Origin of the sequence: Microlunatus phosphovorus NM-1, from assembly GCF_000270245.1 — a bacterium.
Classification (GTDB): Bacteria; Actinomycetota; Actinomycetes; order Propionibacteriales; family Propionibacteriaceae; genus Microlunatus; species Microlunatus phosphovorus.
The window spans coordinates 2,923,997-2,947,629 of the sequence record NC_015635.1; the positions used below are offsets into that span (position 1 = coordinate 2,923,997).

The window sequence follows — 23,633 nt, forward strand, 5'->3', positions numbered from 1 at the left end:
GCCTCAGATCATGTGCTTCGGGTGCACCCGCGCAGGAAGCAGCCGAAGCGCGGACATCCGGAACGCCATCTCCTTGAGGTTCTCGGCCGGCTCGGAGTAGAGATCCTCCAGGGCGGCCGCACCCAGGTTGTGCGGCCCGACGACGCGATAGCAGGACTGGTTGAAGCTGCCGAACCACAGCTGCACGAACAGCTTCGGGTCGAGGATCAGCTTCCGCATCGGAATCAGGCAGCCGATCTCTCGGGCGAGCGCGTCCAGGTACAGCACCTGTGACGGGGTCGCCTCGGTGGCCCTGGGGCTCAGGACCGTCCAGTGCTCCTCCCAGGCCTTCTCCACCGCGATGGCCTCGTCGAGGTTGTCGGGCAGCTGCAGTTTGCCGCTGCAGACGCGGGCGAAGTAGCGAGCCTGCATCTCCGCCACGATCGGGATCCCGCCGGAGAAGGGCCGGACGAAGCCGATGAAGGCCGCGGTGCCCTGATGATCGGGATGCAGGAAATGCCGGTACAGGTGACGGACGTTGTCCTCGTTGACCCGGAGATCACCGATGTTGATGTCTCGGTGGTAGCCGGTGCACAACACGACGGTGTCGAACTCGGCGGCGGTTCCGTCGGCGAAGAAGACCTTGTTGTCCTCAGACCGCTCGATGCCGGAGTCGTTCAGCACCACCTGGCCGGAGACGATGCTGGGAATGAAGCTCACGTTCTTGCAGAAGATGCCCCGCTGCGACCAGCTGCCGTCCGGGTGGGAGCGACGGTTCCAGGTCCGGACCAGCTCCCAGTTGTCCTTGTCATGCAGGGTTGCCACGTCGAGCTTCAGGGGCACGAACGGCTCGCCGAGCGGATTCACGGTGGGCTCGAGCTCGCCGCCGCGCAGCTTGCGTCGCAGCACCTTCGCCGCCCCGACCGCCGTCGCCCCGATGCCGTAGACCACCGAGGTGATGGCGAAGGCCGCCTTCGCGATCCGGCTCCGGCCCCAGAAGGTCTCCAGCGGCAACGGGTAATCGGTGGCGCGGCCGAGCATCTCGTAGTGGTGGGAGCGGACGGTGCCGTGATCGGTCGTCCGGGTGCCGGTCACTCTCGGCAGCAGGTAGGTGTACGAGCGGATGGCCAGTGTGCAGGCCTCCGCGGCTTCGCCGACCTCGCGTACGATGTCGGCGCCGGACTCCGCAAGGCCGACGACCAGCACCCGCTTGCCCCGGAACCGCTCGCTGTTGCGGTATTCGGCGGAGTGCACGATCTCGCTGCCGAAGCCCTCCAGGCCAGGAATGTCCCGGTTCGGGGTCTTGAACGGCCCGGAGCAGATGGCGACCGCGTCGAACTCCTCGGTCGTCTCGACGCCGTCGCGGCGGGCGGTGACGCTCCAACCGTCCGTACGCCGCTTGATGTCGGTGACCAGACTGTCGAACCGGATCCGGTCGGCCAGGCCGAAGCGCTCGGCGTACTCCCGGAGATAGGCGAGATACTGCTCCCGGGAATAGAACACCCGGCCACCGGTGAACGGATGGTCCGAGTAGGCCATCAGCTTCATCGAGATGGTCAGCATCAGATTGTCGAAGGCTTTCGCCTGATCACTGTCTCCGGGGTGACGGACCCAGATCCCGCCGAGGTCGGGGTTCTTGTCGAAACAGACGACCTCGTGACCTTCGTCCAGCAACTGCTTGATGGTGGTCAGGCCGCACGGACCCGCACCCACCACGCAGATTCTCTTCGTCACCCGCCCGCCGTCGCCGGCACTCTTCTTGACTCGCACAGCGTCCCCGGCTTTCTTCTCGTCCCGCGCAGCGTCCCCGGCGTTCATCCAACCTCGCCCATGCTCAGAATGTCTGACCTTTCTTAGGTTAGGCTAGCCCTAGTGACTGCGGTTCCGTCAAACTTGAGACGATCCTGATCAGTCGAGGGAGCGCCGCAGCACAGCAGGAGATCGATGGTCATCAGCACCGCCCGACGGCGGCCGCGGCTGGGCATGATCGGCTCAGTCTTGGTCACCGCGCTCGCCGTCGCCGCCATCGCGGTCTTGATCATGCGAGTCCTGCAGGTGCCGGCGCCGTCAGACACCGCACCGAAGGAGACCTCGATGCCCGGGTTGATCTGGAGCGAGGAGTTCGATGGCCCGGCCGGGCAAGGGGTCAACCGATCCCGCTGGCAGGTGGCCGAGGGCGCCGGTGGCTGGGGCAACAACGAACTGCAGAACTACACCGATGATCCGGCGAACCTGGCCCTGAACGGCGAGGGGCATCTGGCGATCACCGGACAGCGCCAGCAGACCAGAGACGAACAGGGACGCGACTCGGCGTACACGTCGGCTCGGATCACCAGCATTCCCACAGCTCCGGATGGCCGCATCGAGGCGCGGATCAACGTGCCGTCCGGTCCAGGACTGTGGTCGGCGTTCTGGACCCTCGGCAAGAACCACGACAAGGTCGGCTGGCCCACCTCCGGCGAGATCGACATCATGGAGACGATGAACGACACCGCCGAGGTGCACGCCAACGCGCACGCGGCGACCACCGACGGCAGCGGGCAGGAGATCGGTCGCTGGCAGAAGCTGCAGACGACTCGGCCCGACGCACCCGTGTCCGGCAGCTGGCACACGTACTCGTTGGAACGCAAGGACGATGAACTCCGCTTCCTGCTCGACGGTGTCGAGTTCCATCGGATTCGCGCCGACCAGCTGACCGAGGGCCAGAGTTGGCCGTTCGACCAGTCGCAACAGCTGCTGCTCAACCTCGCCATCGGTGGCGACTGGCCTGGGTCCCCGACCACCTCGACACCCTTCCCCGCCACCATGCTGGTCGACTACGTCCGGGTGTACGACACCAGCGTGCTCGACTGGTGAGCATGAGGGGCAATCACGTCCGGCACCCGAATCGAAGCCTGGTCGCGTTGTCCAGGACAGCGAATGATTCAGCTAATCATGAATACACGAATTGATGTACTGTCTGAGGGGTGATGGTCTCCTCGCACACCGATGCGCTGTCGCGCTTCGGCCACGCCCTGTCCGACCCGACCCGGACCCGCGTCCTGCTCGCTCTCCGTAACGGCCCGGCCTATCCGGCCGACCTGGCCGAGGTAGCCGGGGTGACGCGACAGGCGATGTCGAATCATCTTGCCTGTCTGCGCGGCTGTGGGCTGGTCGTTGCGCGACCCGAGGGCCGCCGCACCCGCTATGAGCTCACCGATCCCCGTATCGGTCGTGCGCTCGGTGAACTGTTGGACCTCGTCCTGGTCGTCGATCCGGCCTGCTGTGGCGGCGAGGCCGGACCATCGATCACCAGCCGACGGGAGATGGTGCGGTGACGCTGCTGTCGCTCGGCCCCTCGCCGGCCCGACAGGCCGTGCTGTCTCGTCGGATCCGTCTGTTCGTGGCCGCGACGATCACCTACAACGTGATCGAGGCCGTGGTCGCGTTGACCGCAGGGGCGAAGGCGTCCTCGTCGGCACTGATCGGGTTCGGACTGGACTCGATCATCGAGGTGTCATCAGCCGCGGCGGTCGCCTGGCAGTTCGCCGCCCGCGACCCACATGCCCGGGAGAAGCTCACTCTCAAGATCATCGCCTGTTCGTTCTTCGGCCTTGCGACCTTCGTGACCGTCGACGCGGTCCGTGCTCTCGCCGGAGCTGGCGAGGCCGATCACTCCACCGTCGGGATCGGCCTGGCGGCGGTCAGTCTCGCGGTCATGCCGCTGCTCTCCAGGGCTCAGCGTCGTGCCGGACGTGAGCTCGGATCCGCGTCTGCTGTCGCCGACTCCAAGCAGACCTTGCTCTGCACCTACCTGTCGGCCGCGCTCTTGATTGGCCTTGGTCTCAACGCCTGGCTCGGCTGGTCCTGGGCCGATCCCGTTGCCGCTCTGGTCTCGCCGCAGTCGCAGTCAAGGAAGGATTGAGCGCCTGGCGCGGCGACGCCTGCTGCACCACACCCAGCACCGCCCTTCGTCCGGCCCAGGATCACTCCTGCGAACCCGGCTGCGCCTGCTGCCGACATTGAGTTCTGATCGGCCCGCTGGGTGAGAAGACGGGGCGCGTGGCGCCCTTGCGCACGCATCCTTGACCTGACAAACTCTGATTCGTGGCCTAGACCGGTCTAGTCAACTAGTTCGCGCGCAGCCACCCAGCCCGGGAACAGAAGGAGGACGCACACGATGAGCGCATTGAGGATCGGCCTGTTGGGTTGTGGCCGGATCGGACGGGTCCATGCCGACTCCGTGACGGTGCACCCACGCGCCGAGCTGGCTCGGGTGTTCGACCCGTTCGAGGCGGCCGCGACCGAGGTGGCCGCCCAGTTCGGCTCGACCTGGACGACCGAGGCCGACGCAATCCTGGACGATCCCAGCATCGACGCCGTGATCGTCGCCTCCCCCACGCCGACCCATGTCGACCTGCTCACCCGGGCGCTGCGCGCCGGCAAGGCCGTGCTCTGCGAGAAGCCGATCGATCTCGACCTGGCTCGGGTCGACGCCTGTCGCGCCGAGATCGGCGAGCTGTCCGAGCGGGTGATGGTGGGCTTCAACCGCCGGTTCGACCCGTCCTTCGCCGACATCCGTGGTCGGGTCGCAGCCGGCGAGATCGGCGGTCTCGAGCAGTTGGTCATCATCAGCCGGGATCCCGCGCCGCCGCCTGCTGCGTACGTGGCGACCTCCGGCGGGCTGTTCCGCGACATGACGATCCACGACTTCGACATGGCGCGCTTCTTCCTCGGCGAAGTCGTCTCGGTGACCGCCATCGCCGCCAACCTGATCTCGCCGGAGATCGCCGAGGCCGGCGACATCGACGGGGCGGTCGTGGTGCTGCGCGGCGCGACCGGCGCGCTGTGCTCGATCACCAATTCCCGCCGCTGCGCGTTCGGCTACGACCAGCGACTGGAGGCCTTCGGCGAGCTCGGCATGCTCACCGCCGCGAACCAGCTGCCGACCAGCGTCCGGTTCTCCGGCGCGCAGCACACCGAGGTCGCGGCGCCGTACTTCAACTTCTTCCTCGACCGCTATACGCCCGCCTACCGCGCCGAGCTGGACCACTTCGTCACCGCGGTCGAGACCGGTACGGTCCCCTCCCCCGGCTTCGGCGACGGCCGGGCGGCTTTGGTGCTGGCCGGTGCCGCCAACGAGAGTCTGCGCACCGGCGCCACCGTCGCGGTCACGGCATGAGTGTCCGGTGGGGAATGCTGTCGACCTCGGGTATCGGCCGGGTGGCGGCGACCGCCCTGGCCGACGTGCCCGAGGCCGAGTTCGCGGCGATCGCCGGTCGCGACGCGGACCGGGCTGCCGCGTACGCCGCCGAGCTGGGCATTCCGCGTAGCTTCGGCAGCTATGACGAGCTGCTGGCCGACCCGGAGATCGACGCCGTCTATGTGCCGCTGCCGATCGCGCTGCACGCTGAGTGGACGATCAAGGCCCTGCAGGCCGGCAAGCATGTGCTGTGCGAGAAGCCCTTCGCCCCCACGGTCGCCGAGGTCGAGGCGTGCTTCGATGTTGCTGAGGCCGCCGAGCGGCTGTGCATCGAGGGCCTGATGTGGCGGCATCACCCGCAGACGCTGCTGGCCCAACAGCTGATCGCCGACGGGGCGATCGGGAAGCTGGCGTACATCCGCGCAGCGCTGACCGTCGACGTGCCACCCGGTGACATCCGCCGAACGAGCGCGCTCGGTGGTGGTGCGGTGCTCGACCTGGGCTGCTATTGCCTGAGCGCCATCCGGCTGTTCGGCGGTGAACCAGTGCGGGTCAGCGCCGCGCAGGTGCTCGACCCAGCCGAGGGCGCGGACGGCGGTGACCTGCGGCTCGCCGCGACGCTGACGTTGGCCGACAATGTGCTGGCCCAGTTCGACGTCGCGCTGGACTATCCGCGGCGCGATGAGCTGGAGTTGATCGGCACCGGCGGCAAGATCACGATCCCTGACCCGTGGCTGTGCCGGCGGGGCTATCTGGAGCTGGAACGCGACGGGGTCACGGAGCGGCTCGCCGTCGACCCGACCGGGGCGGCCGGGCTGACCGAGCCTGGTGACGACAACCTGGACGCCTACCGGATCGAGCTGGCCACCGCGACCGCGCTGATCGCCGACGGTGGAACACCCGCGTTTGGACGCGAAGACGCGATCGGCCAGGCGGCGGCGATCGAGGCGGTACGCAAGGCCGCCCGCACCGGAGCTCCCACGGACCTCACCGAACTCCGCGACCCCGAGAGGCTCCGCCCGTGACCGAGTCAGCAGCGCGCCCAGCACCGCAGGAACCGTTGCGCGTCGCGATCGTCGGCTGCGGCAATGTCGCGCTCAACTTCCATCTGCCGGCGTACCAGGCGTTGCCGGACACGTACGAGATCGTCGGGCTGGCCGATCCCACTCCGGACCGGCTCGCACTGGGTCAGCAACTCGCCGGTTTGCCCGATGACCAGGTGCATCTCGATGCCGCCGAGCTGCTGGCTCGGGCCGACGTCGACGTGATCGACGTCTGCACCCCCCAGCACCTGCATCGTGACCTGGTGATTGCCGCCGCGCAGGCCGGCAAACACGTGCTGTGTGAGAAGCCGATCGCGGCCGTGCCGGCCGATGCAGCGGCGATGGTCGCTGCGGCCGAGCAGGCCGGCACGATCCTGGCTGTCGTTCACAACTACCTGTTCTTCCCCGAGATCGTCGCGCTCACCCAGCTGATCGCGGCCGGCGAGCTGGGCGAGATCCGTACGGTCACCGTCGACATGCTCGGCGTCGTCGACTCCCCCGGCGCCGCTGGGTACGCCCCACGCTGGCGGCACAATCCGGCGGCTTCCGGCGGCGGGGTGCTGATGGACATGCTGCATGGGGTCTACCTCGCCGAGCACCTGCTCGGGGCCCCCTTCGACGCGGTCTCCGCCGCGGTGGACACCGCCACCGACGGCGACGCGGTCGAGGGACTCGCCAGCTGCCGGCTCGAAGCCCGGCGCCGGATCGGCCTGGTGAACATCGGCTGGGGCCTGGGTCAGGGCGGCATCGCCGTGAACGGCAGCAAGGGCCGGGCCATCGCGCATTACCGCGCCGACGGCACCATGCCGTGGGCCCCGTTCGAGACCCTGACCGTCACCACCGCCGAGGGCACTCGGGTGGTGGAGTTGCCAGCCGGTCAGGAGCTCGTGCCGCTGGTCGCCGACGCGATGCGCGACACCGTCGCCGACCTGGCCGAGGCCATCACCGGTGACCGAGCTCCGGCCGCCACAGGGGCCACGGCGCTGCGCATCCTGGAGTCGACCGTCGCGGCGTACGCGTCTGCTGCGCTCCGCCGGACCGTCGATCTGCCGCTGCCGGCCGATGGTCCGTTGCACAACCGTGGCGTGGTCGGTCTGTCGGAGGTCGACCTGCCTACAGAATCCCCCGTCCGTGCCCGCGGCCTCTTCGGCCTGACTCCGATCGGAGCCTGATCATGCAGCTCGGTCTGCTCACCGACTCCCTGTCCACCCTGTCCCGCCTCGAAGCACTCGATCTGGCGGTGGAGCTCGGCATCGAGACTGTTGAGATCGGTCTCGGCGGTGCGCACGGCGGCTGGTCGCCAGCCCCACACGCCGATCTGGTGGAACTGCTCGACGATCCGGCTGCACGCCGCCGGCTGCAGTCCGACATCACCGACCGCGGACTCCGGCTCGAAGCTCTCAACGCTGCCGGCAACCCGCTGCATCCGGTTCTCGGAGAACGCGACGACGCGGTGCTTCGGGGTGCATGCGGATTGCCGAGGATCTGGGCGTCGACACCGTGGTCACCATGTCCGGGCTGCCCGCCGCGCCGGGAGACTCGTTCCCGGCCTGGATCACGACCGTCTGGCCGCCGGAGAACCTGCACCTGCTGGACCACCAGTGGAGTGTCGCGATCGACTACTGGGGCGACTTGGCCGCCGAGGCGGAGCGGCGCGGCATCAAGATCGCCATTGAGATGCACGCCAACCAGCTCGTCTACAGCGTGCCGGGTCTGCTGCGGCTGCGGGAGGCAGTCGGGCCGACGGTGGGCGTGAACTTCGATCCCAGCCACCTGTTCTGGATGGGGGCCGATCCGTTGGCCGCCATCGAGGCACTGAGCGGCACGATCCACCATGTCCACGCCAAGGACACCCGGATCGAAGAGCGGGCCGCGGTCCGCTCGCGACTGGAAACCGTCCCGAACGATCGGATCGACGAACGCGCTTGGAACTACGTGGCGGTCGGCACGGGACACCCAGACGGTCCTGCGTTCTGGCGCCGGTTCGCCGACGCGCTGCGTACGGCCGGCTATGACGGCGTGCTGTCGATCGAGAACGAGGACTACTCGCTCTCCCAGCCGGACTCGGTGGCGATCGCCGCCCGGACCCTCACCGAAGCGCTGCAGCCGTAGACCAACACCGATCGTCCGAAGCCGCGACCGATCCCGGCCAGGCCGCAGCCAATTCCCTCAACCGCTGCCATGGCCGAGTCACGCTGGAGCCCACCTGGACAGTCTCACACTCGAAACACACCTCGACTCGGCTCAGGGTGGTTCAGGTGGTCGGCTGCGGTAGTGGTGTCCGGTGGGGGTGATGATCTCGACGGTGTGAGTGTCGGTGTCGATGATCTGGACGGTCCAGCCGGGCAGTTCGCGGATGTAGTTACCGCGTTCACACACCCCTCGCCCGTTCGTGGCGGTGGCGGCACCGCCGTCGGCGTGACGGTGGATATGGTCGAGATGCCGGATCGGCGCCCCACAATAGGGATCCCGACACACCTTGTCGCGGCAGCGGATCAGATGGGCTAGCCAACTGGCGAACGTACGACGTCGTTTGTCCGCATCCACGATCAACTGGCCACCATCACCGGTGGGGCGGGTGAACAACCTGCGCCACCAACACCGGGCCTCGGCGTCTTTGATCAGGTCACGGATCAGATCAGCTGGGAGTAAGTCCTGGCCGATGAGTTCGGCGGGTCGCGGATCCTTCGGGTCCAGAAGTGCGCCGAGGGGCATGATCACCCCGACTTCGAACCCGGTGTCCTCCGCCTTCTCCTGCCCGGTCAACCGGGCAACCAGGGTGTCGGCCATGATCTGCCCCCGCGACCGCTTGTCCCCGGCCGCTTTCGCGGTCTTCGCCGCCGCGTCCAACGCGGCATAGCAGGCAACACCCTGCTCCACCGGCAACAATCCGGTGAGCAGACTCATCGTGTCCGGTGCCGGCCGCAACGTCACCCGCCGATCTTTCCGCGCCTTCTTCGCCCGTTCCGTCGCAGCGGCCGGATCCGCCTCATAGGCGAGTCGTTTCGCCGCCGCTTCGGCCTGTTTCGCACCCATGGAGCCGAGGTCCTTGCCCGCCAACTCGGCATCCAACCGGGCCCTCGTGGCCCGATCCAGATGGGATAACTGGCCGACGATCAACCTTGTGGTCCAACCACCGATCTCACCCGTGGCCAGCAGATCCAGGGTGTGGGGCATGTCCAGCACCAGGTCCCGGGCGACATGCAACCGGCGCGATCCCTCGGTGGGGGACACTTTGCAGGCAAGGGCGATTTGGTCGGCGATCCCGCTGCCGATCTTCCGTGGATGCACACCCAACCGCATCTGCTCGGTGGACTGGGACTGGGCGAAGGCGACCATCTCCACCGCTTTGACCGCCTCCAGACTGGCTTGGAGACGTTCACACACCGCGATCCGGTCAATCCGGGCCGCATCCGACACCAAACCCTGATCCACACCCCGTGCGGACACCAGGCTGTGTAACCAGTCCAACGTCTCATCCAACCGGACCGTCACATCATCAGCCGCGGCAGCCGTCGGCGCCGTTGGCGCGTCCTCGGCGGCAGCAGTGTCGTCGGGCGCGGCAGTGTCGGGCAGGTCGATCCGCTCGACCGCCTCCAACACCGCCGCTGTACTCATACCAAGGACGGTAGAGCAACCCACTGACACTTTCGGCTCTACGTTCGACCAAAATGCCTCATCCGGCCTGAGAATTCGCTATGAGATTCGACTCCGTGCGGGCTGCTGTGCAGATCCGGCCACGAGTTCCCTGCCGGCCCGCGCATCTGACGCCCACGGGCCACCAACGTTCGCGAACCAAGCGGTAGCGGCATACGGCTTGCGCCCACGGGCCACCAACGACCACGGCCCAGGCGCGGACCGGGTACGTCTCGCGCCTACGGGCCACCAACGACCGCGAACCAGGCGTCACCCGCGTACGGCTTGCGCCCAGGGGCCACAAACGACCGCGAACCAAGCGCCCACCACGTACGACTGACGCCACCGGTCGACGAACTCAGCGCAATGCCCCAGCCGTAGCCTCGTACGCCTTCCGGCCCAGGAATCTGAGCCCCTCGACGCTGGGCGCCGCCCGGCCGGCCCGTAACAAGGGTCCGGTCAGCGAGATCAGACTGCGCCCGGCCGCCACCGCCCCAACCCGGGCCGGCGGCTCAGGCCAGAGCAGCGCACGCAGGTCAGCCTCCGCAATCGGCCGCCGACCGGTGCGCAGCGCGTGCTCAGCAGCGATCCGCACATGGGTGGCACGCTGCTCATCGACGAACAAGGCGCTGACCTGCCCGGCATGGATGCGATAGCGATAGCCGATCATGGGCAGATTGCCGAGCCTGCCGTACTCGGACAGCTCACACCACATCCGATAGTCCTCGGCATGGGCGCACGAGGGATCGAATCGCACCCCGCTGGCGACCAGTCGGTCCCGGCGGATCAGCACCGAGGCTCCGCAGTGACAGCTGCCGAAAACCAGCCGCTGCCGGCAGGCCCGGTCGCTGCGCGGCATCCGTACCCGGAACGAGGCATCGCCGTAGGCCTCGTAGTCCGTCCCGAGCACCAGCAGCTCCGGGTCTCGCTCCATCGCCGTCAGCTGGGCAACCAACCGACCCACGGGCATCTCGTCATCGGCGTCCAGCCGCGCCAAGAAGCTCCCACGTGCCTCGTCGAGTCCCCGGTTGAGCGCCCCGACCAGGCCCAGATTCGACTGCTGTACCACTCGGAGCCGCGGATCGTCGAACCCAGCCAGCACACGCCCAGTCTCGTCTGTGGAGCCGTCATCGATGACCAGGATCTCCAGATCGTCGATCCCCTGCTGCTGCACGCTGACCAAGGTGTCGCGAAGGTAGGGACCAGCGTTGTACGCCGGGATCAGCACCGTGACCAGCGGGTCCCCTGCCGACGGGATCACTGCCGGCTGACCTCCAATGGCTCCTCGGTCCGGGCGGCGGCCTCGGCGCGGAATCGCCGTACGCTCCCGATCAGTGGCCCGACCATCACCAGACAGGACAGCACTTGGACCACCAGATAGGCCAGCCCGATACCGGCAAGCCCGAGTGGCTCGACCCACAGCGCCGTGAGACCGACCAACAGGATGGCACTACCGACCTGCACCCAGACGAGCAGCGCGAGCTTGCGCTCGACCTTCGCCAGCACCGTGTAGCAGGCCGTGAAGGCGGTCAGCGTCACCGTCAAACCCATCGCCCGGAGCAACGGGACCGACTCCGTCCCGTAGTCCTTGCCGACCAGGTGCAGCAGCCAGGGCGCCAGGAAGGCCAGGAACAGCCCACCCGCGACGGCGATCGGCACCACCAGACGGACGAACCGGCGCAGCAGCGAGAGCACCTCGTCCGGGCGGGCAGCAGCCTCGGCGACGAACGGACCGACCACCGCGCCCAACACCGTGAAGAACGCCGCCACCAGCACCCAGGACAGATTGAAGTGCGCCGTCTGCTCCGCGCCACGCTGAGACAGCACGAGCAGCGGAATGACCAGACCCGGAACTGAGGCGATGACCACGATCCCGTAGTTCGAGGCGAAATAGGACCACAGCTCACGGTGCGGCGGCAGATCGTCGCGGAACTCTGCGGTCAGCCGCGGCAGCCGGGTCTGGACGACGACCAGCACCACGACCACGGCCAATGCCGACACCACGACCCAGGACGCCGCGAGCGCGAACCCACCCGCCGCCACCACGACCAGCAACAGTGTGACGATCTTGAGCGCCGCGTGGCCGGTGTTCTTCACCGCCGCCCACCGCGCGACGCCCAGGCTCGTCAAGACATTGTCCTGGAGCGCGAAGGCGGCCTGGACGACCACGAAGCCGACGAACACCGGCGGCTGCCACGGCTCGCTGAACATGTCCTCGACCGGCCCCACCAGACAGAACCCGACCCCCAGCAAGACCGCGAACCCTGCGGTGATCAGCTGCGCCTTGACCAGATAGCCGCCGGCCCGCCGGCCCGAGATGGGCAGGAAGCGCTCCAGCATCGGACCCAGACTGAGGTTGGCGATCGTGCCCAGCGTCACCATGGTGGAGATGATCGCCGAGGCCTGGCCGACCTGCTCGGCCGACATCAGTCGCGCCGCGATGGCCCAATAGGCGACCCCGAGCAATCCCGCGATCCCGACCGACGCGGTCATCGACAGCGAATTGATCTCGAATGACCAGCGGGATAGCCAGCCCGCATCGGGCCGCTGAGGTCTTCGTATCAGCGCCATTGCAGCACCCGGGTGTAGGCGCCGGGCAGACCGGCCAGTACGGCGGCGGCGGCGGCCAGCCGCAGCTCGCCGATCCGGGCCAGCCGGGCGATCTCGCGTGATCGGATCCGGCCCCGGACGGTGGTCACCGCGGCGCAGGTCAGATCGTCGGGACCATGGGAGGTGGCCGAGCGCAAAGCCATGTTCGCGATCGGCAGCAGCACCTGCCGGTAGTGGTGCACCAGCAGATCGTCGGCGAAGTCCTCGGTGTCGCCGCGCGCCGCGAACAACCGGTCCAGTTGCTCGCTGACCCGCAGCAGATCGAGGGTATGCTCGCCGAACCGGTTGGAGATCGAGCTGGGCACGTCGCGATAGCGATAGAGCGGCCGATTCACCACCGCCACCCGCTGCGCCTCCAAAGCCAGCTTGAGCACCGGCACGAAGTCCTCGTACGCCTGGCCGACCGGGAACGGGTCGTTGCCGAACAGCTTCGTCCGGAAGATCTTGTTGCAGGCGTACGCCCGCAGCCGGCCGCGGAGCAGTTCCCGGGCGATGTCGGGCCCGGGGCAGACCCGGCGCCAGTACGTGTCCTCGACCACCCCGAGGTCGGTGCCGTCCGGGGCGACCCGGCGGGTGCGGCAGATCGCGAAGTCGGCCTCGGCCGCGCTGACCGCCTGAAACAGGTCCGCGAGGAAGGTCGGCTCAGCGGTGTCGTCGCTGTCCAGAAACCAGACGTACTCCCCTCCGGCCAGCGCCAGCCCGCTGTTGCGAGCCGCGCCCAGACCGGCGTTAGCCGGATGCACGACCACCTCGTACGGCAGGCTCAGCCGCTCCGCGGCGGCGACGGCGATCTCCATCGACTCGTCGCCCCCTGCGTCGTCGACCAGGATCACCTGGCTGGCGACCATGGTCTGCTCGGCCACCGACTGCAGGCAGGCTTCGATCGTGCCGGCGACGCGATAGACCGGCACCACCACCGAGACCGATCCGGTCAGCGGTTCACGACCGGTCTGCCCTCGGGGTCCCACCCGATCGGCCAGCCGGGCCCGATGTACTGGAACACCATCGTCTGCCCGTCGGACCGGACCAACCGCCAGGTCGGTCGTACCAACAGCTCGCTCGTCAGTCGCTCCATCGCTCCCGGGGGAAAGGTCTGGTAATAGTCGTTCCACGCGTACATCGCCTCGCTGACCATGAGGTAGACCGGGACGTAGGCCCCGGCGGTGACAGCGGCCTCCAGGGCCTTGAAATCGGCTTCGTCGCTGAAGTCCGTCCCGGACACCGACGAGAACCACAACCACTCGTCGTAGTTCCACAGCTGCCCGCGGAACTGCACGTCGTTCGCCGTCGAGCGGACCGGCCAGTTCGGGATCACCGGTCGGGTGAACGCGGGCGGCTGCACCTGGCCCAGCAGCTCACCACCGATCTGTACGTCGGCGGGAGCCATCTTGTTCACCCACCAGGCGCCGTAGTAGGCCTGCCCGGCAGTGAGGGTGACCAGCACCAGCCAGGTGACCGCCCCGACCCAGGCCGCCTGCAGCCGCCGGGTGAGTGGCACCGCGATCAGCACCGACGCCGGGATGACCGAGTACAGATAGACCCGCAGAATCACCTCGCCGCCGTACGACTGACCCAGCACGAAGCCGAAGCCGGCGAACAGCATCACGGCCAGCGCGCCGTGGCTGCCCAGCCCGGTGATCACCGATCGCAGCCGACCCTTGCCCGTGCTGCGCCAGTGCTTGACCGCCCGCCGATAGATTCCCAGCCAGGCGAATGCCGCGCTCAGCCAGATCAGCACCGCGCAGGCCCGGGCCGACCACGAGGTGAGCTGCTGGCCCGCGCTGGTCGCCGTCGTGGCCACCGTGACATTCTCGGCCGAGAAGCCGGTGAACAGACCGTAGCTGGCGATCACGTCCATCCTCGGCAGCAGATAGCCGACCGCAGCGATGATCAGCACGCTGGCCAGCCACAGTGGCGCCTTACGCAGCACCACCAGGACGCAGACCACCGCCAGGATCCAGTACGGGGTCAGCTGATGGGTGGCGAGCAGCGGCAGGAACAGCGCCACGATCAGCCAGGCCGCCGCCCGGCGTGACCGGGAGATCGGCAGCAGCACCAGGATCGCGCCGGCCAGCACGATGGCGATGGCCTGCGGGGCGAAGTAGTCCTGGCCGACCCAGGTGGCGACCACGACCAGCCAGCCGGCCACCGCCGCGGTGCCGATCAGATCCCGCTGTTCGGTGTGCTTGTGCTGTCGGGTGCTCTTGTCGCCATGGCCGGGGATCTCGCGTACGGCACGGCTGGTCACCAGCAGGCCGGCGGCCAGCAGCGCCGAGGCCAGGGTGATCACCGGAGTGATCCACTGCGCCGCCATGATCGGGCTCAGGCCGGACTGGAAGGTCAGCCACCCGGATCCGGCGAACATGCCGGGCCATTGCAGGTAGATGTCGGTGCTGCCCTCGAACCTGGCTGTGCCGCGCAGCAGCAGATCGACGACGCCGAGATGCTTGTAGGTCCAGTTGTAGATCGGCACCTCGGCGGCCAGGCTCGGGGTCAACCGCAGGACCACCACGGCGACCAGGACCGCTGCCCACAGCGCAGCGGCGCGGGCCGCGGCCATCGCCTGGTCGACGCCTTCTCCGCGGGGCATCCGGACGGCCAGCACCAAGGTGGCGAGCATGCCGGCCAGCGCCGCCCAGAACCACGGTGAGCCGGCCGCCAGCAGCCCGAAGACGCTGGACTCGGCGGTACGCAGGGCCGGCAGCGCCAGTCCCCAGGCCACGACCGTGCCGAGCGCGAAACCCAGCGGCAGCGCGGCGGCACGGACCGCGGCCCCCGCATCGATCGGCTCCATCGGACCGGAGATGGTCCGCGGGCGACGCCGACTGGTGACCAGCCCGTACGCCAGCTGACCCACCGCACCGGCGATGGTCACGGCAACGACGAGCAGGGCGAGTGCGGTGGCCGGGCGCGAGGTCAGTTGATAGTTCCAGGCCAGCAGGGTGCCACCGGTGACGAGCACGGCCAGGCTGACCGGGATGACCAGGCTGAACCGCACCAACGCCGGCAGGCGCAGCGAGCCGGCCACCAGCGCTCCGGGACCGAGCAGCCAGAACGCCGTCTGCATCTCGGCTCGTAGTCCCGGCAGTACGCCGCCGATCAGATAGCCGAGTCCGAGCAGCGCGGCCAGCACCAACAGGGCCGGCCAAGCACGCGACTCGACTGTGTGAACTGGGGTTGGAGGGATGCCAGGCTCGACGCGACCGGCGCTGGCGGGCAGCACCTTCGGCAGGTTGACCACCGTGTCGTCGGCATCGGTCGGCGGAGTCAGCACATCGGTCATGATGGCGCACTCCCTCCCGGGGCGGGTGGTGGGAAGGATGACGCCGCGGGTCGCGGGAAGGATGAGGTCGCGGGTGGTGGGAAGGACGACGCCGCGGGTGGCGCGAAGGACGACGCCGCGGGTTGATGGGACGAGACGCAACGCGCTCGCAGATAGCGGAACGGCCCGGCGAGATAGCCGCGAAGCTCGGCGCGGGTCAGCTCGGCCGGGAAGCTGTCCGATTTGCCCCGGTTCTTCACCGAACCCGGGTCGAGCAGCAAGACCAGCGCCGGCGCCAGCCGGACCAGCACGGCGGCCGCGGACCGGGGGCCGGACACCAGCTGCTTGGTGATCACCGCTGCCATCCCGGCGCCGTAGGCGAACAGCTGGCTGATGAGCTCCGGGTAGCTGCCCCGATGGTGATGCCTGATCACCGCAGCCGGCTGATAGACGATCGAGCTGCCGGCGGTGAAGACGCGCCGGAAGATGTCGAGGTCCTCACCACCCAGTGACTCGCTGCCGGCACCCAGGGCGACGTCGAAGCCGCCGAGCCGTCGCAACAGATCGGTCCGGAAGGCCATGTTGTTGCCGGAGCCGAACTCGCCGCCACTGCACGGGAATGCGACACCCCTGGGTCCGGGGCGGCCAAGACTGGATTCGGCGCCTTCGCCCTTGGCGGACCATACGAGTCGCTCGCCTCCCTTGCCGAAGCCCCCGTACTCCTCGAACCAGCGCGCCGTGTCGGAGTCGGTCTCCGCCGGCTCGACCAGCCCGGTGACGCAGCCCACTGCCGTAGCCGCGGGCTCCCTGAACACCGCAAGCAGCTGGGACGCCCAGTCCGGATCGGCGATCGCGTCGTCATCGGTGAACGCGATGACCCGCCCCCGGGCGACGGCCAGCCCGGCATTGCGTGCCGCAGACAGGCCACGCTGAGGCTGGTCGACGAGCACGATCTGCTCGGCCTGGTGCGCCAGCCGCTGCCGCGCCAGGCCGACCGCCGGATCGTTGTCGACCACGATCAGCTCGACGGCGGTGTCCGGTTCCCAGCGCTGCGCCAGCAACGAGGCCACGGTCGCCTCCAGGTGCTCGCTGCGCCCCAGCGTGCACACCACCAGGCTCACATCCGGCCCCGGCGTGCTCGACTCTGCCGCCCCTTCCGGAGTTTCGGGCATTGGTCCCCCTCTCAGGTGGACCAATGACCAGAAGTTCTGCCGGGAAGGCGTACGAGGGGCGGTGAGGTAGCCGAGTCCGGTGGCCAAGGTGCCGATCACGATCATCAGCGCGCGGCTCAGCCCGCCGGGGGCGGCGTACGGAAGTCCCTTCAACTCGCGCAGCACGGCGCCGGCCAGCACGCGCAGCTGGCGGCGCTCGGCGGACAGGCCGGCCTGCTTGCCGGTCCGCGCGACCAGGGCCGCCTTGGAACGCCCTTCGTGCCAGCAGCGCCGGACGAAATAGCGCACGGTACGACGGGCCGGCGGCACGTGGTGGCGAACCCGCGCTTTGGTGTCGCGGATGACGAGCGCGTCGGGGCGTCGGCTCCGGATCCGGATGAACAGCTCGGTCTCCTCGCAGCCGACCGGCAGCGTGCCGATCCGGCCGAGACCGGGATCGAATCCGCCCACCTCCTCGAGGACTGCACGACGGACGGCCATGTTGGCGCCGATCGGATTGCGGACCGGCTGGCCGTGCGCGGGCAGCCCGCGATAGTCGCAGCCGATCACCCAGCCGAACTCGGCCGGGAACCAACGCGGCAGGCGCTCGCCGTCCAACTCGGGTTCCACCGCGCCGGCGACGCCGATGGCCTCCAGATCGACGAGCCGGGCCCGGATCGCCGCCGCCCAGCCCGGCTGGGGGACCGCGTCGTCGTCGAGAAAGGCCAGCACGTCGGTGTCGAGGGCCTCGGCTCCGGTGCTGCGCGCCCCGGAGAGCCCGCGGTCATAGGTGTTCTCGAGAATCCGGAGGTGGCCGGATTCGGCCCGGAGCCGCGTGGCCAGCGCCGGATTGTAGTCCACCACCACGACGAGCTCGTCGCCCGGCCTCAACTGCCGGCCGGCAGCGGTCAGGCAGTCACGTAGCAGATCCAGGCGCTCGAAGGTGTACGCACAGACCACGACGCCGAGGCTCGGCGTCGCGTCTCCGCGGGTCGCCCCGCTCACTCCTTCGACAACCCCACTCACTCCTCCGGCAATCTCAGTCACTCCTTCGAGAACCCCGTCACGCCGCCGACGCGGTGTCGTCGGGGTCGTCGGCCTCCTGCTGCCAGGCACGCGTCGGCCGCTGGTGGGCGGCGAACTCCTCGACCTGGGCCTGGCCGGCGACGGGGCGCCGCCATTCGGTCCAGATGGTGCGCAGCACCCGCAGACCGTCGGCGATGGCGCGCAGGTTCGAGCCGCCATGGATCCGGTTGAGCTCGTGGCTGGGCACCTCGCGCACGGTCAGCCCGGCACGAGCGACCCGGCAGTTGAGCACCGTCTCGATCTCGAACCCGTCGCCCCAGACCATGTCACCCGGCTCGGTGCCGGGGCAGCTCCAGCTTGGGCAGGACATCGCGCCAGAACGCGTTGTAGCCATAGCAGAGGTCGGTGAATCGGGCCCGGAACATCAGGTTGGTCAGCATGGTGAGCCCGCGGTTGCCGAGTCCGCGGAACACGGTCAGATCATCGCTGCCGCCGGCGCGGAGCGCTCGACTGCCCTTGGCGAAGTCGGCACCGTCGGCCAGCGCCTGGACGAACTCATCGATCTCGCGCCAGTCGGCCGAGCCGTCGGCGTCGAACATGACGATCACGTCACCCGTGGCGCGGGCAAAGCCGCAGACCAGGGCGTTGCCCTTGCCCTTGCGGGTCTGGTCGACCAGCTCGGCCCACGGCGCAACCCGGCGCACGGTGGACACCGTGTCGTCGCTCGATCCGCCGTCCACGATGACCACCTGGTGATATGCCCGGAGTCGCGGCAGCACGATCTCCAGATTCCGAGCCTCGTTGTATGCCGGCACCACCACGGTCACCCGCGGCTGCTGCGGCCGATGCTCTCCCATCTCAAGAACCCCCCGGCTCATATGTCTGATCTTGCTTAGGCGAGGCTTACTTTAGTCGGAATCGCGTCCAGCACCAAAGCCAAGCCGGTGGGCGGAAGCCTGAGCCGGCGGCGGGCGGGACGGGCAGAATCGAGGCCGCTCAGCCCACCTGGGCCGCGCGAACCACGATGTCGGTGCGGGCATCAGGGGCAGAGCTGATCGACCACAAGGTCAACTCGCGAGCTTGGCCACCCGTCACGGGTGTCCCACTGACCGGATGGGCGACGGTCTCGACTCGGTAGGTCGTGGTGGCGCCATCGGGTTGACGCAGCACGATGACCTCGCCCGGCTGCAGTTCGCCCAGTCGGGCGAACGGCGCCTCCGGCTGATCGCCCACCGCCACCAGGACCGGCGACCGATCGCTGCCCGGCCAGCGCCCGACGCCTGCGGTGAGGACCGCCGGCCCGAGCCCGTCGAGCACCCGCCAGTCTGCCGCGCCGTCCGCGGTCGGCAGCGCAATGGTCGGGGTCGCGGTCCGGGCACCTGCGTCAACCAGCCCATCGGCCCGCTGGGCCAGCCAATGCGCTCTGGCCGCCCGGTCCTCGCTCACGGCCTGGACGACCACGGCGACCGCCATCACGATCAATGCCACGGCCACGCCCACCAGCGATGGGCGCCAGCCGGTCCGGCGGGGCGCGCGTGGCGGCTGCTTGCGATGCAGGATCGCCGCCACCAGGCCATATCCGATCCGCCCCGCCAACACCATGACCAAGGCAAGGACGATCGCAGCCACCGCGATCAGTCCCCAGGAGCGATCGGACACCACCGTGGTGACGGTCTGGTCCGGGCCGACACCGTAGGGGCGCAGCCAGACGGTGGTCGGGGTGAGGACGGGACCGGGCAGTACGACCTGGGTCTCGACGCTGCCGTGGTCGCCGGCGGGCAGCGCCGGCACATCGAGCTGTCCGACCAGGCGCGGCGTGGCCCGATCTGCGGAGAACGCCCAGATCTCGGCGGAGCCTCCGCTGACCCCCGACTCCCCGAGATTGGCGACGCCTACCTGCAGGGTGAACCGGGTCTCCCAGCCGAAGAAGCGGCCGAGCACCGCGGCGACGCCGGAAGGGCTCTCGAAACGCGCGGCGAGTGACAGCTGGCCGTCCTCGACCGGTCCGATCGGATCGTCATTGCCGGCAACCGGACCGGTGTCCTCGCCTGCCTCATCCGCTGCGGAGCCGGCGCCCAGCTCAATCGACGCCTGGGCGGTATCACTGCTCTGCAGACTGCGGGCGAGCACCACGCAAGGGCATGATCCGGGGGGCTCACCGACGAGGATCATCCCACTGCCCGAACCATCCTCCTCCACCGTCACCTGTCCGGCGCCGCTCAGGTCGCAGGAGGTCGAGCTCGTCTCGGGTGTTGAGGCCGAGCACAGCTCGAGCTGCACCGGGCCTGGTGAGAAGCCGGACAGGTCGACGTTCAGCCACTCGCCGACGACGCCGGTCCCACTGGCCAGCACCACGCTGGGCGTCGCCGCGTACGCAGGCCGCGGCACCAGCAGTCCGACGAGTGTCAAGAGCGCGACCAGCACGCATCCCACCACGCCAACAGCTCGCACGCTCAGGGTCCGGACAAGACTCACGGGCCGGACACCGACTCCTTCTTGACTTGATCATTCCCGGTGTTCTCACCCGCGCGCTCCGCCGCGTTCTCACCCGCGCGCTCCGCCGCGACGCGTTCGGCGACCAGCGCCTCGATCCGGTCCTGCTGGTTGCGCCGTCGCCACCACCAGACCACCACAGCAGCAACGACGACCGCCAGCGCGATCACCAGTAGCCAGGGGATGGCCACCAGCCCAGCGCTGCTCGACGCGACGATGGTGGTGTCGGCACGCAGGGCGAGATTCGCCCGCACGAAGCCCGCAGCGAAGACCGGGCTCAGTTCGGGCCCTGGAATCGCGTCATTGCCCTCCGCATCGCTGCTCACTCGAATGGTGCTGCCGGGCAGCAGCTCCGGCAGCGCCGGTCCCGCGCTGCGCGCCAATTGCAGACCGATCGGGCCGTTGACCACGATCTGCGGAGTCGAGGTGACCCGGATATTGCCGGTGTTGGTGACGTCGTACGAAACCGCCACCCGGCCGTCCCAGGGTCGCCAGAACGACCCGGTCCAGCCCACCGAAAGGTTGTCGATCTGCAGTTGCTGGGTGGTGTCGCCCTTCACTCGCAGATAGATGCGGGAGCCGATCCTCGACTCCACCAGGATCTTCTCGCCCTTGCTGTTGGTCTGCTCGGTGACCAGGGAGGAGATCACCGCACCGACATGGTCGCCGGGCGATGCGTTGTCGGGCACGACGACCTCGAACGGGACGATCACGTCCTTGCCCGGCTTCACAGTCACCTCGTCGGCCGACATCGTCACCCAGGTGCCGACATCGGTCGGCTTCTCCGCCGAGGGCAAGAGCGCGAATTGGCCGCTGGTGGTGGAGAACGCGTCGGTGGCATAGAGCCGCAGGGTCAGCGACTTGTCACCCAGGTTCTCGATCCGTACGTAGTCCTTCACCACCGCGCCCGGAGCCAGGTCGTAGACGTGATGTGGCCGGGTCGACGGACCGTTCTTGCCCGACGGCTGCATCTGCCAGGTCGGACCGGCCGCGTTGGCGGGGACGATGCCGCACACGAGCAGCGCCCAGGCCGCCAGGACCGTGACAAGGAGGCAGCGCAGCAGCAGCCGGCCGGCCGCGCCACCGGAGGAGATGATCATGCAACTTCCCTGCTCTGATACGGCGTACGCGAGGGCACTCCCCTCGTTGGGAGCGCCCTCGCGTTCATTTGTTGAGTCGGACACCAGGTTGATCGGACACCTGGGTCGATCGGGTCAGGTGATACCGGATCAGCTGACGGTGATGGTCACCACCGAGACGTAGTCACCAGGAGTGGTCGCAGCCGGCGCCTTCAACTGCAGGTCAGCCTCGAAGGTCGCCGACCCCTGTCCGGCGCCCGCCGCAGCGGAGGCCAGCGTGGTGCCGCCGGTGAATCCAACTCCGGGAGCGACTCCGGCGCCCAGGCTCAACGTCTGACCTGCCGATGCGCTCACCACGCGGGTCTTCCCGATGCCCAGGTACTTGCCGTCCAGGGTCAGGCCCTCGCTCGCCGAGAAGTTGCTCGCCGTGGCAGTCAGGCTCCAGCCCGGGTTGCTGTTGCGCGTGTCGGCCACGGTGACGGCCGGCAACGTGCCGGAGGCGTCCAGCGAGGAGAGGTCCGAACTCAGCTTTGCCTGACCGAGGTCGAGCTTGTTGGACGCCACGTTGACCGCCAGGCCACCGGTGACCGGGATGTCCACACTCACGTCGATGTCAGCCTTGCTGCTGGGCTCGGCCGGCGTGGTGGGATCGGGATCTGGTGCGGTCGTGGTCGGGTCAGGATCCGGCGTCGTTGTGGTGGGATCCGGATCCGGTGTGGTGGTGGTCGGATCCGGTGTCGGCGTCGTTGTGGTGGGATCAGGATCGGGTGTCGAGGCGGCTACGACTCCGAGCGTCAGCGGCACGCCCCGCCCCTGGTCCTGCACGCCGAGGCTCCCGCTGAGCAGGTTGACTGTGTAGCTGCCACCGACCGCCTTCGGTGCGGCGCCGACCGAGTTGGCCGCGGTGGGCAGCGTGATGGTCCGCGTGAAAGTGCCGTCCGCATCGGCCACGAAGACGTCCCAGATGTCAGCGGCCAGCACCGTACCGGTTTGCGGGTGCTTGATCTCCTGACCGGGCTTGTGCTGATGGGCGCCGGCATCGAACTTCACGGCGATGACCGAGCCTGCGTCACCGGCGATGTTCGTCCAGTTCGTGCCGGTGATGGTGAAACTGCTGCCGATCACCGCCGTCTCCGGTGCGTCCACGGTGGCACCGGAGGCATGCGTATAGGTCTTCGCGCTGGCCGGGTTCAGCATCGAGCCAGCGGCAAGAGCCCCTGCGGCAGCCATCACGGCTGCCCGCCGCCACCAGCGGCGACGTACAAGGGACGTCGAATTCATGAGTCCTCCAGAAATACGTGCGCCCCCGAGGGTCGCACGGTCGTTGGAACGCATTCATCATACAAAGGCAAGCCTTACCTGTCGCGTAGCATGACTCTCTGATGAGACAGATCACGACGATGAGACAGATCACGACGCGCAGCGCAGCACTCACCCTCCTGGTGTCGATGCTGCTGCTCGTCACGCCGGCCAGCGGGATGGCGGAGACAGGATCGGTACGGATCGCCGTACGCCAGTCCGCAGTCGCTCCGGGCGACCACCCACTCACCGTGGTGATCGAAGCTCCCTCGGTCGATCCGGGAGCGGCTGTCACAGTAACGGGCAGCGGCTACGTCAAGCCCGCCGGGCAGGACGGCTCCGTCGTCACCATCCGGGTGATCGGCTCGGACGGCGTCGCACTGCGGCCCGGTGCCGGCCGCGTACCACTGCGCAACCCGGAGACCGGGGCGCTCCTGGATGGCGGGCTGGGCGACTGGGCCGTGGTGAAGGCCGATCCCAGCGGGACCTTCCGGACCACCTTTCGGCTCCCCAATGGTCGCGACTCGGCGCCCCGCTTCGATGCCCAGCAGACCTATTCGCTTCAGGTGATCACCGGCACAGCCGGTGCGAACGACCTGGTCTCCTCGATCGGCTCGGCGTCCGGGACCGGCGATACCCGGTTGATTGCCGGCCGGAGCGACTCGCTCGTAGCTCCGGCGCCCCTTCCACGAGCCGAGGCGACCGCTCCCCCGCAGCCTGCCTGGCGCACCGCACTGTTGCCCGCGGCTGCCCTCCTGGCGGCCGCTGTCATCGCCCTCGTGCTGGCTCGCCGCCGAGATCCGCGAGTGCAGCCGGGATCGAGTGGTGCGCAACTGTAGCTTCAGCTCGGCGAAGCTACATCCACGCACCTCT

The 23,633-nt window shown here is 68.6% G+C and carries 20 protein-coding genes; 8 read left to right on the top strand and 12 right to left on the bottom strand.

Going from position 1 to position 23,633, the window contains the following annotated elements:
- Positions 1-3: 3 nt before the first annotated feature.
- Positions 4-1,797: a flavin-containing monooxygenase gene (locus tag MLP_RS13155; protein ID WP_083843809.1), complete on the bottom strand. Its 1,794-nt coding sequence runs from the start codon at positions 1,795-1,797 to the stop codon at positions 4-6.
- A gap of 126 nt (positions 1,798-1,923) precedes the next feature.
- Between MLP_RS13155 and MLP_RS13160 the strand changes: the two genes are divergently transcribed.
- From MLP_RS13160 to MLP_RS13190, 7 genes are all read left to right on the top strand, one after another.
- Positions 1,924-2,835: a glycoside hydrolase family 16 protein gene (locus MLP_RS13160; protein WP_013863599.1), complete on the top strand. Its 912-nt coding sequence runs from the start codon at positions 1,924-1,926 to the stop codon at positions 2,833-2,835.
- Between the two features lie 113 nt (positions 2,836-2,948).
- A complete protein-coding gene (locus MLP_RS13165) occupies positions 2,949-3,296 on the top strand; it encodes an ArsR/SmtB family transcription factor (RefSeq protein WP_041790034.1) in 348 nt (115 codons plus the stop codon).
- Complete coding sequence (locus MLP_RS13170) at positions 3,293-3,883, top strand: cation transporter (RefSeq protein ID WP_013863601.1); 591 nt, start codon at positions 3,293-3,295, stop codon at positions 3,881-3,883. The genes MLP_RS13165 and MLP_RS13170 overlap by 4 nt, the downstream gene beginning before the upstream one ends.
- 255 nt (positions 3,884-4,138) lie before the next feature.
- Positions 4,139-5,140 carry an inositol 2-dehydrogenase gene (iolG, locus tag MLP_RS13175; RefSeq protein ID WP_013863602.1) on the top strand — a complete coding sequence of 334 codons (1,002 nt, stop codon included), beginning with the start codon at positions 4,139-4,141 and terminating at the stop codon, positions 5,138-5,140.
- Positions 5,137-6,186 carry a Gfo/Idh/MocA family protein gene (locus MLP_RS13180; protein WP_156821147.1) on the top strand — a complete coding sequence of 350 codons (1,050 nt, stop codon included), beginning with the start codon at positions 5,137-5,139 and terminating at the stop codon, positions 6,184-6,186. The genes iolG and MLP_RS13180 overlap by 4 nt, the downstream gene beginning before the upstream one ends.
- The gene (locus MLP_RS13185; protein ID WP_013863604.1) at positions 6,183-7,376 is read left to right on the top strand and encodes a Gfo/Idh/MocA family protein; all 1,194 of its coding nucleotides are present in this window, start codon (positions 6,183-6,185) and stop codon (positions 7,374-7,376) included. The genes MLP_RS13180 and MLP_RS13185 overlap by 4 nt, the downstream gene beginning before the upstream one ends.
- 121 nt (positions 7,377-7,497) lie before the next feature.
- Positions 7,498-8,316: a sugar phosphate isomerase/epimerase family protein gene (locus tag MLP_RS13190; RefSeq protein WP_269453395.1), complete on the top strand. Its 819-nt coding sequence runs from the start codon at positions 7,498-7,500 to the stop codon at positions 8,314-8,316.
- Positions 8,317-8,448: 132 nt separating this feature from the next.
- Here the strand turns inward: MLP_RS13190 and MLP_RS13195 are convergent, their stop codons facing one another.
- The 11 genes from MLP_RS13195 to MLP_RS13240 form a co-directional block, all read right to left on the bottom strand.
- Positions 8,449-9,852 (bottom strand): HNH endonuclease signature motif containing protein, encoded by a 1,404-nt coding sequence (locus MLP_RS13195; protein WP_013863607.1) that lies wholly within the window; start codon positions 9,850-9,852, stop codon positions 8,449-8,451.
- Positions 9,853-10,198: 346 nt separating this feature from the next.
- Positions 10,199-11,101, bottom strand: a complete 903-nt coding sequence (locus tag MLP_RS13200; RefSeq protein WP_013863608.1) for a glycosyltransferase family 2 protein — start codon at positions 11,099-11,101, stop codon at positions 10,199-10,201.
- Complete coding sequence (locus tag MLP_RS13205; RefSeq protein ID WP_049804541.1) at positions 11,098-12,333, bottom strand: lipopolysaccharide biosynthesis protein; 1,236 nt, start codon at positions 12,331-12,333, stop codon at positions 11,098-11,100. Before MLP_RS13205 ends, MLP_RS13200 begins: the two co-directional genes overlap by 4 nt.
- A gap of 68 nt (positions 12,334-12,401) precedes the next feature.
- Positions 12,402-13,418, bottom strand: a complete 1,017-nt coding sequence (locus tag MLP_RS13210) for a glycosyltransferase family 2 protein (protein WP_013863610.1) — start codon at positions 13,416-13,418, stop codon at positions 12,402-12,404.
- Positions 13,382-15,733 carry a hypothetical protein gene (locus MLP_RS28005; protein ID WP_013863611.1) on the bottom strand — a complete coding sequence of 784 codons (2,352 nt, stop codon included), beginning with the start codon at positions 15,731-15,733 and terminating at the stop codon, positions 13,382-13,384. The genes MLP_RS13210 and MLP_RS28005 overlap by 37 nt, the downstream gene beginning before the upstream one ends.
- A complete protein-coding gene (locus MLP_RS13220; RefSeq protein WP_172641567.1) occupies positions 15,730-17,889 on the bottom strand; it encodes a glycosyltransferase family 2 protein in 2,160 nt (719 codons plus the stop codon). Before MLP_RS13220 ends, MLP_RS28005 begins: the two co-directional genes overlap by 4 nt.
- A 37-nt stretch (positions 17,890-17,926) precedes the next feature.
- A complete protein-coding gene (locus tag MLP_RS28575) occupies positions 17,927-18,214 on the bottom strand; it encodes a hypothetical protein (RefSeq protein ID WP_013863613.1) in 288 nt (95 codons plus the stop codon).
- A gap of 1 nt (position 18,215) precedes the next feature.
- Entirely contained in the window at positions 18,216-18,746 is a 531-nt protein-coding gene (locus MLP_RS28580) for a glycosyltransferase family 2 protein (protein ID WP_049804542.1), read from the bottom strand.
- A 139-nt stretch (positions 18,747-18,885) separates the two neighbouring features.
- Positions 18,886-20,364 (bottom strand): sortase family protein, encoded by a 1,479-nt coding sequence (locus MLP_RS13230; protein WP_013863615.1) that lies wholly within the window; start codon positions 20,362-20,364, stop codon positions 18,886-18,888.
- A complete protein-coding gene (locus tag MLP_RS13235; protein WP_013863616.1) occupies positions 20,361-21,482 on the bottom strand; it encodes a WxL protein peptidoglycan domain-containing protein in 1,122 nt (373 codons plus the stop codon). The genes MLP_RS13230 and MLP_RS13235 overlap by 4 nt, the downstream gene beginning before the upstream one ends.
- A 129-nt stretch (positions 21,483-21,611) precedes the next feature.
- A complete protein-coding gene (locus MLP_RS13240; RefSeq protein ID WP_156821149.1) occupies positions 21,612-22,742 on the bottom strand; it encodes a WxL domain-containing protein in 1,131 nt (376 codons plus the stop codon).
- A 101-nt stretch (positions 22,743-22,843) separates the two neighbouring features.
- On the opposite strand from MLP_RS13240, the gene MLP_RS13245 reads away from it, so the two are divergent.
- A complete protein-coding gene (locus tag MLP_RS13245; RefSeq protein ID WP_013863619.1) occupies positions 22,844-23,599 on the top strand; it encodes a hypothetical protein in 756 nt (251 codons plus the stop codon).
- The last annotated feature ends 34 nt before the right edge of the window (positions 23,600-23,633 follow it).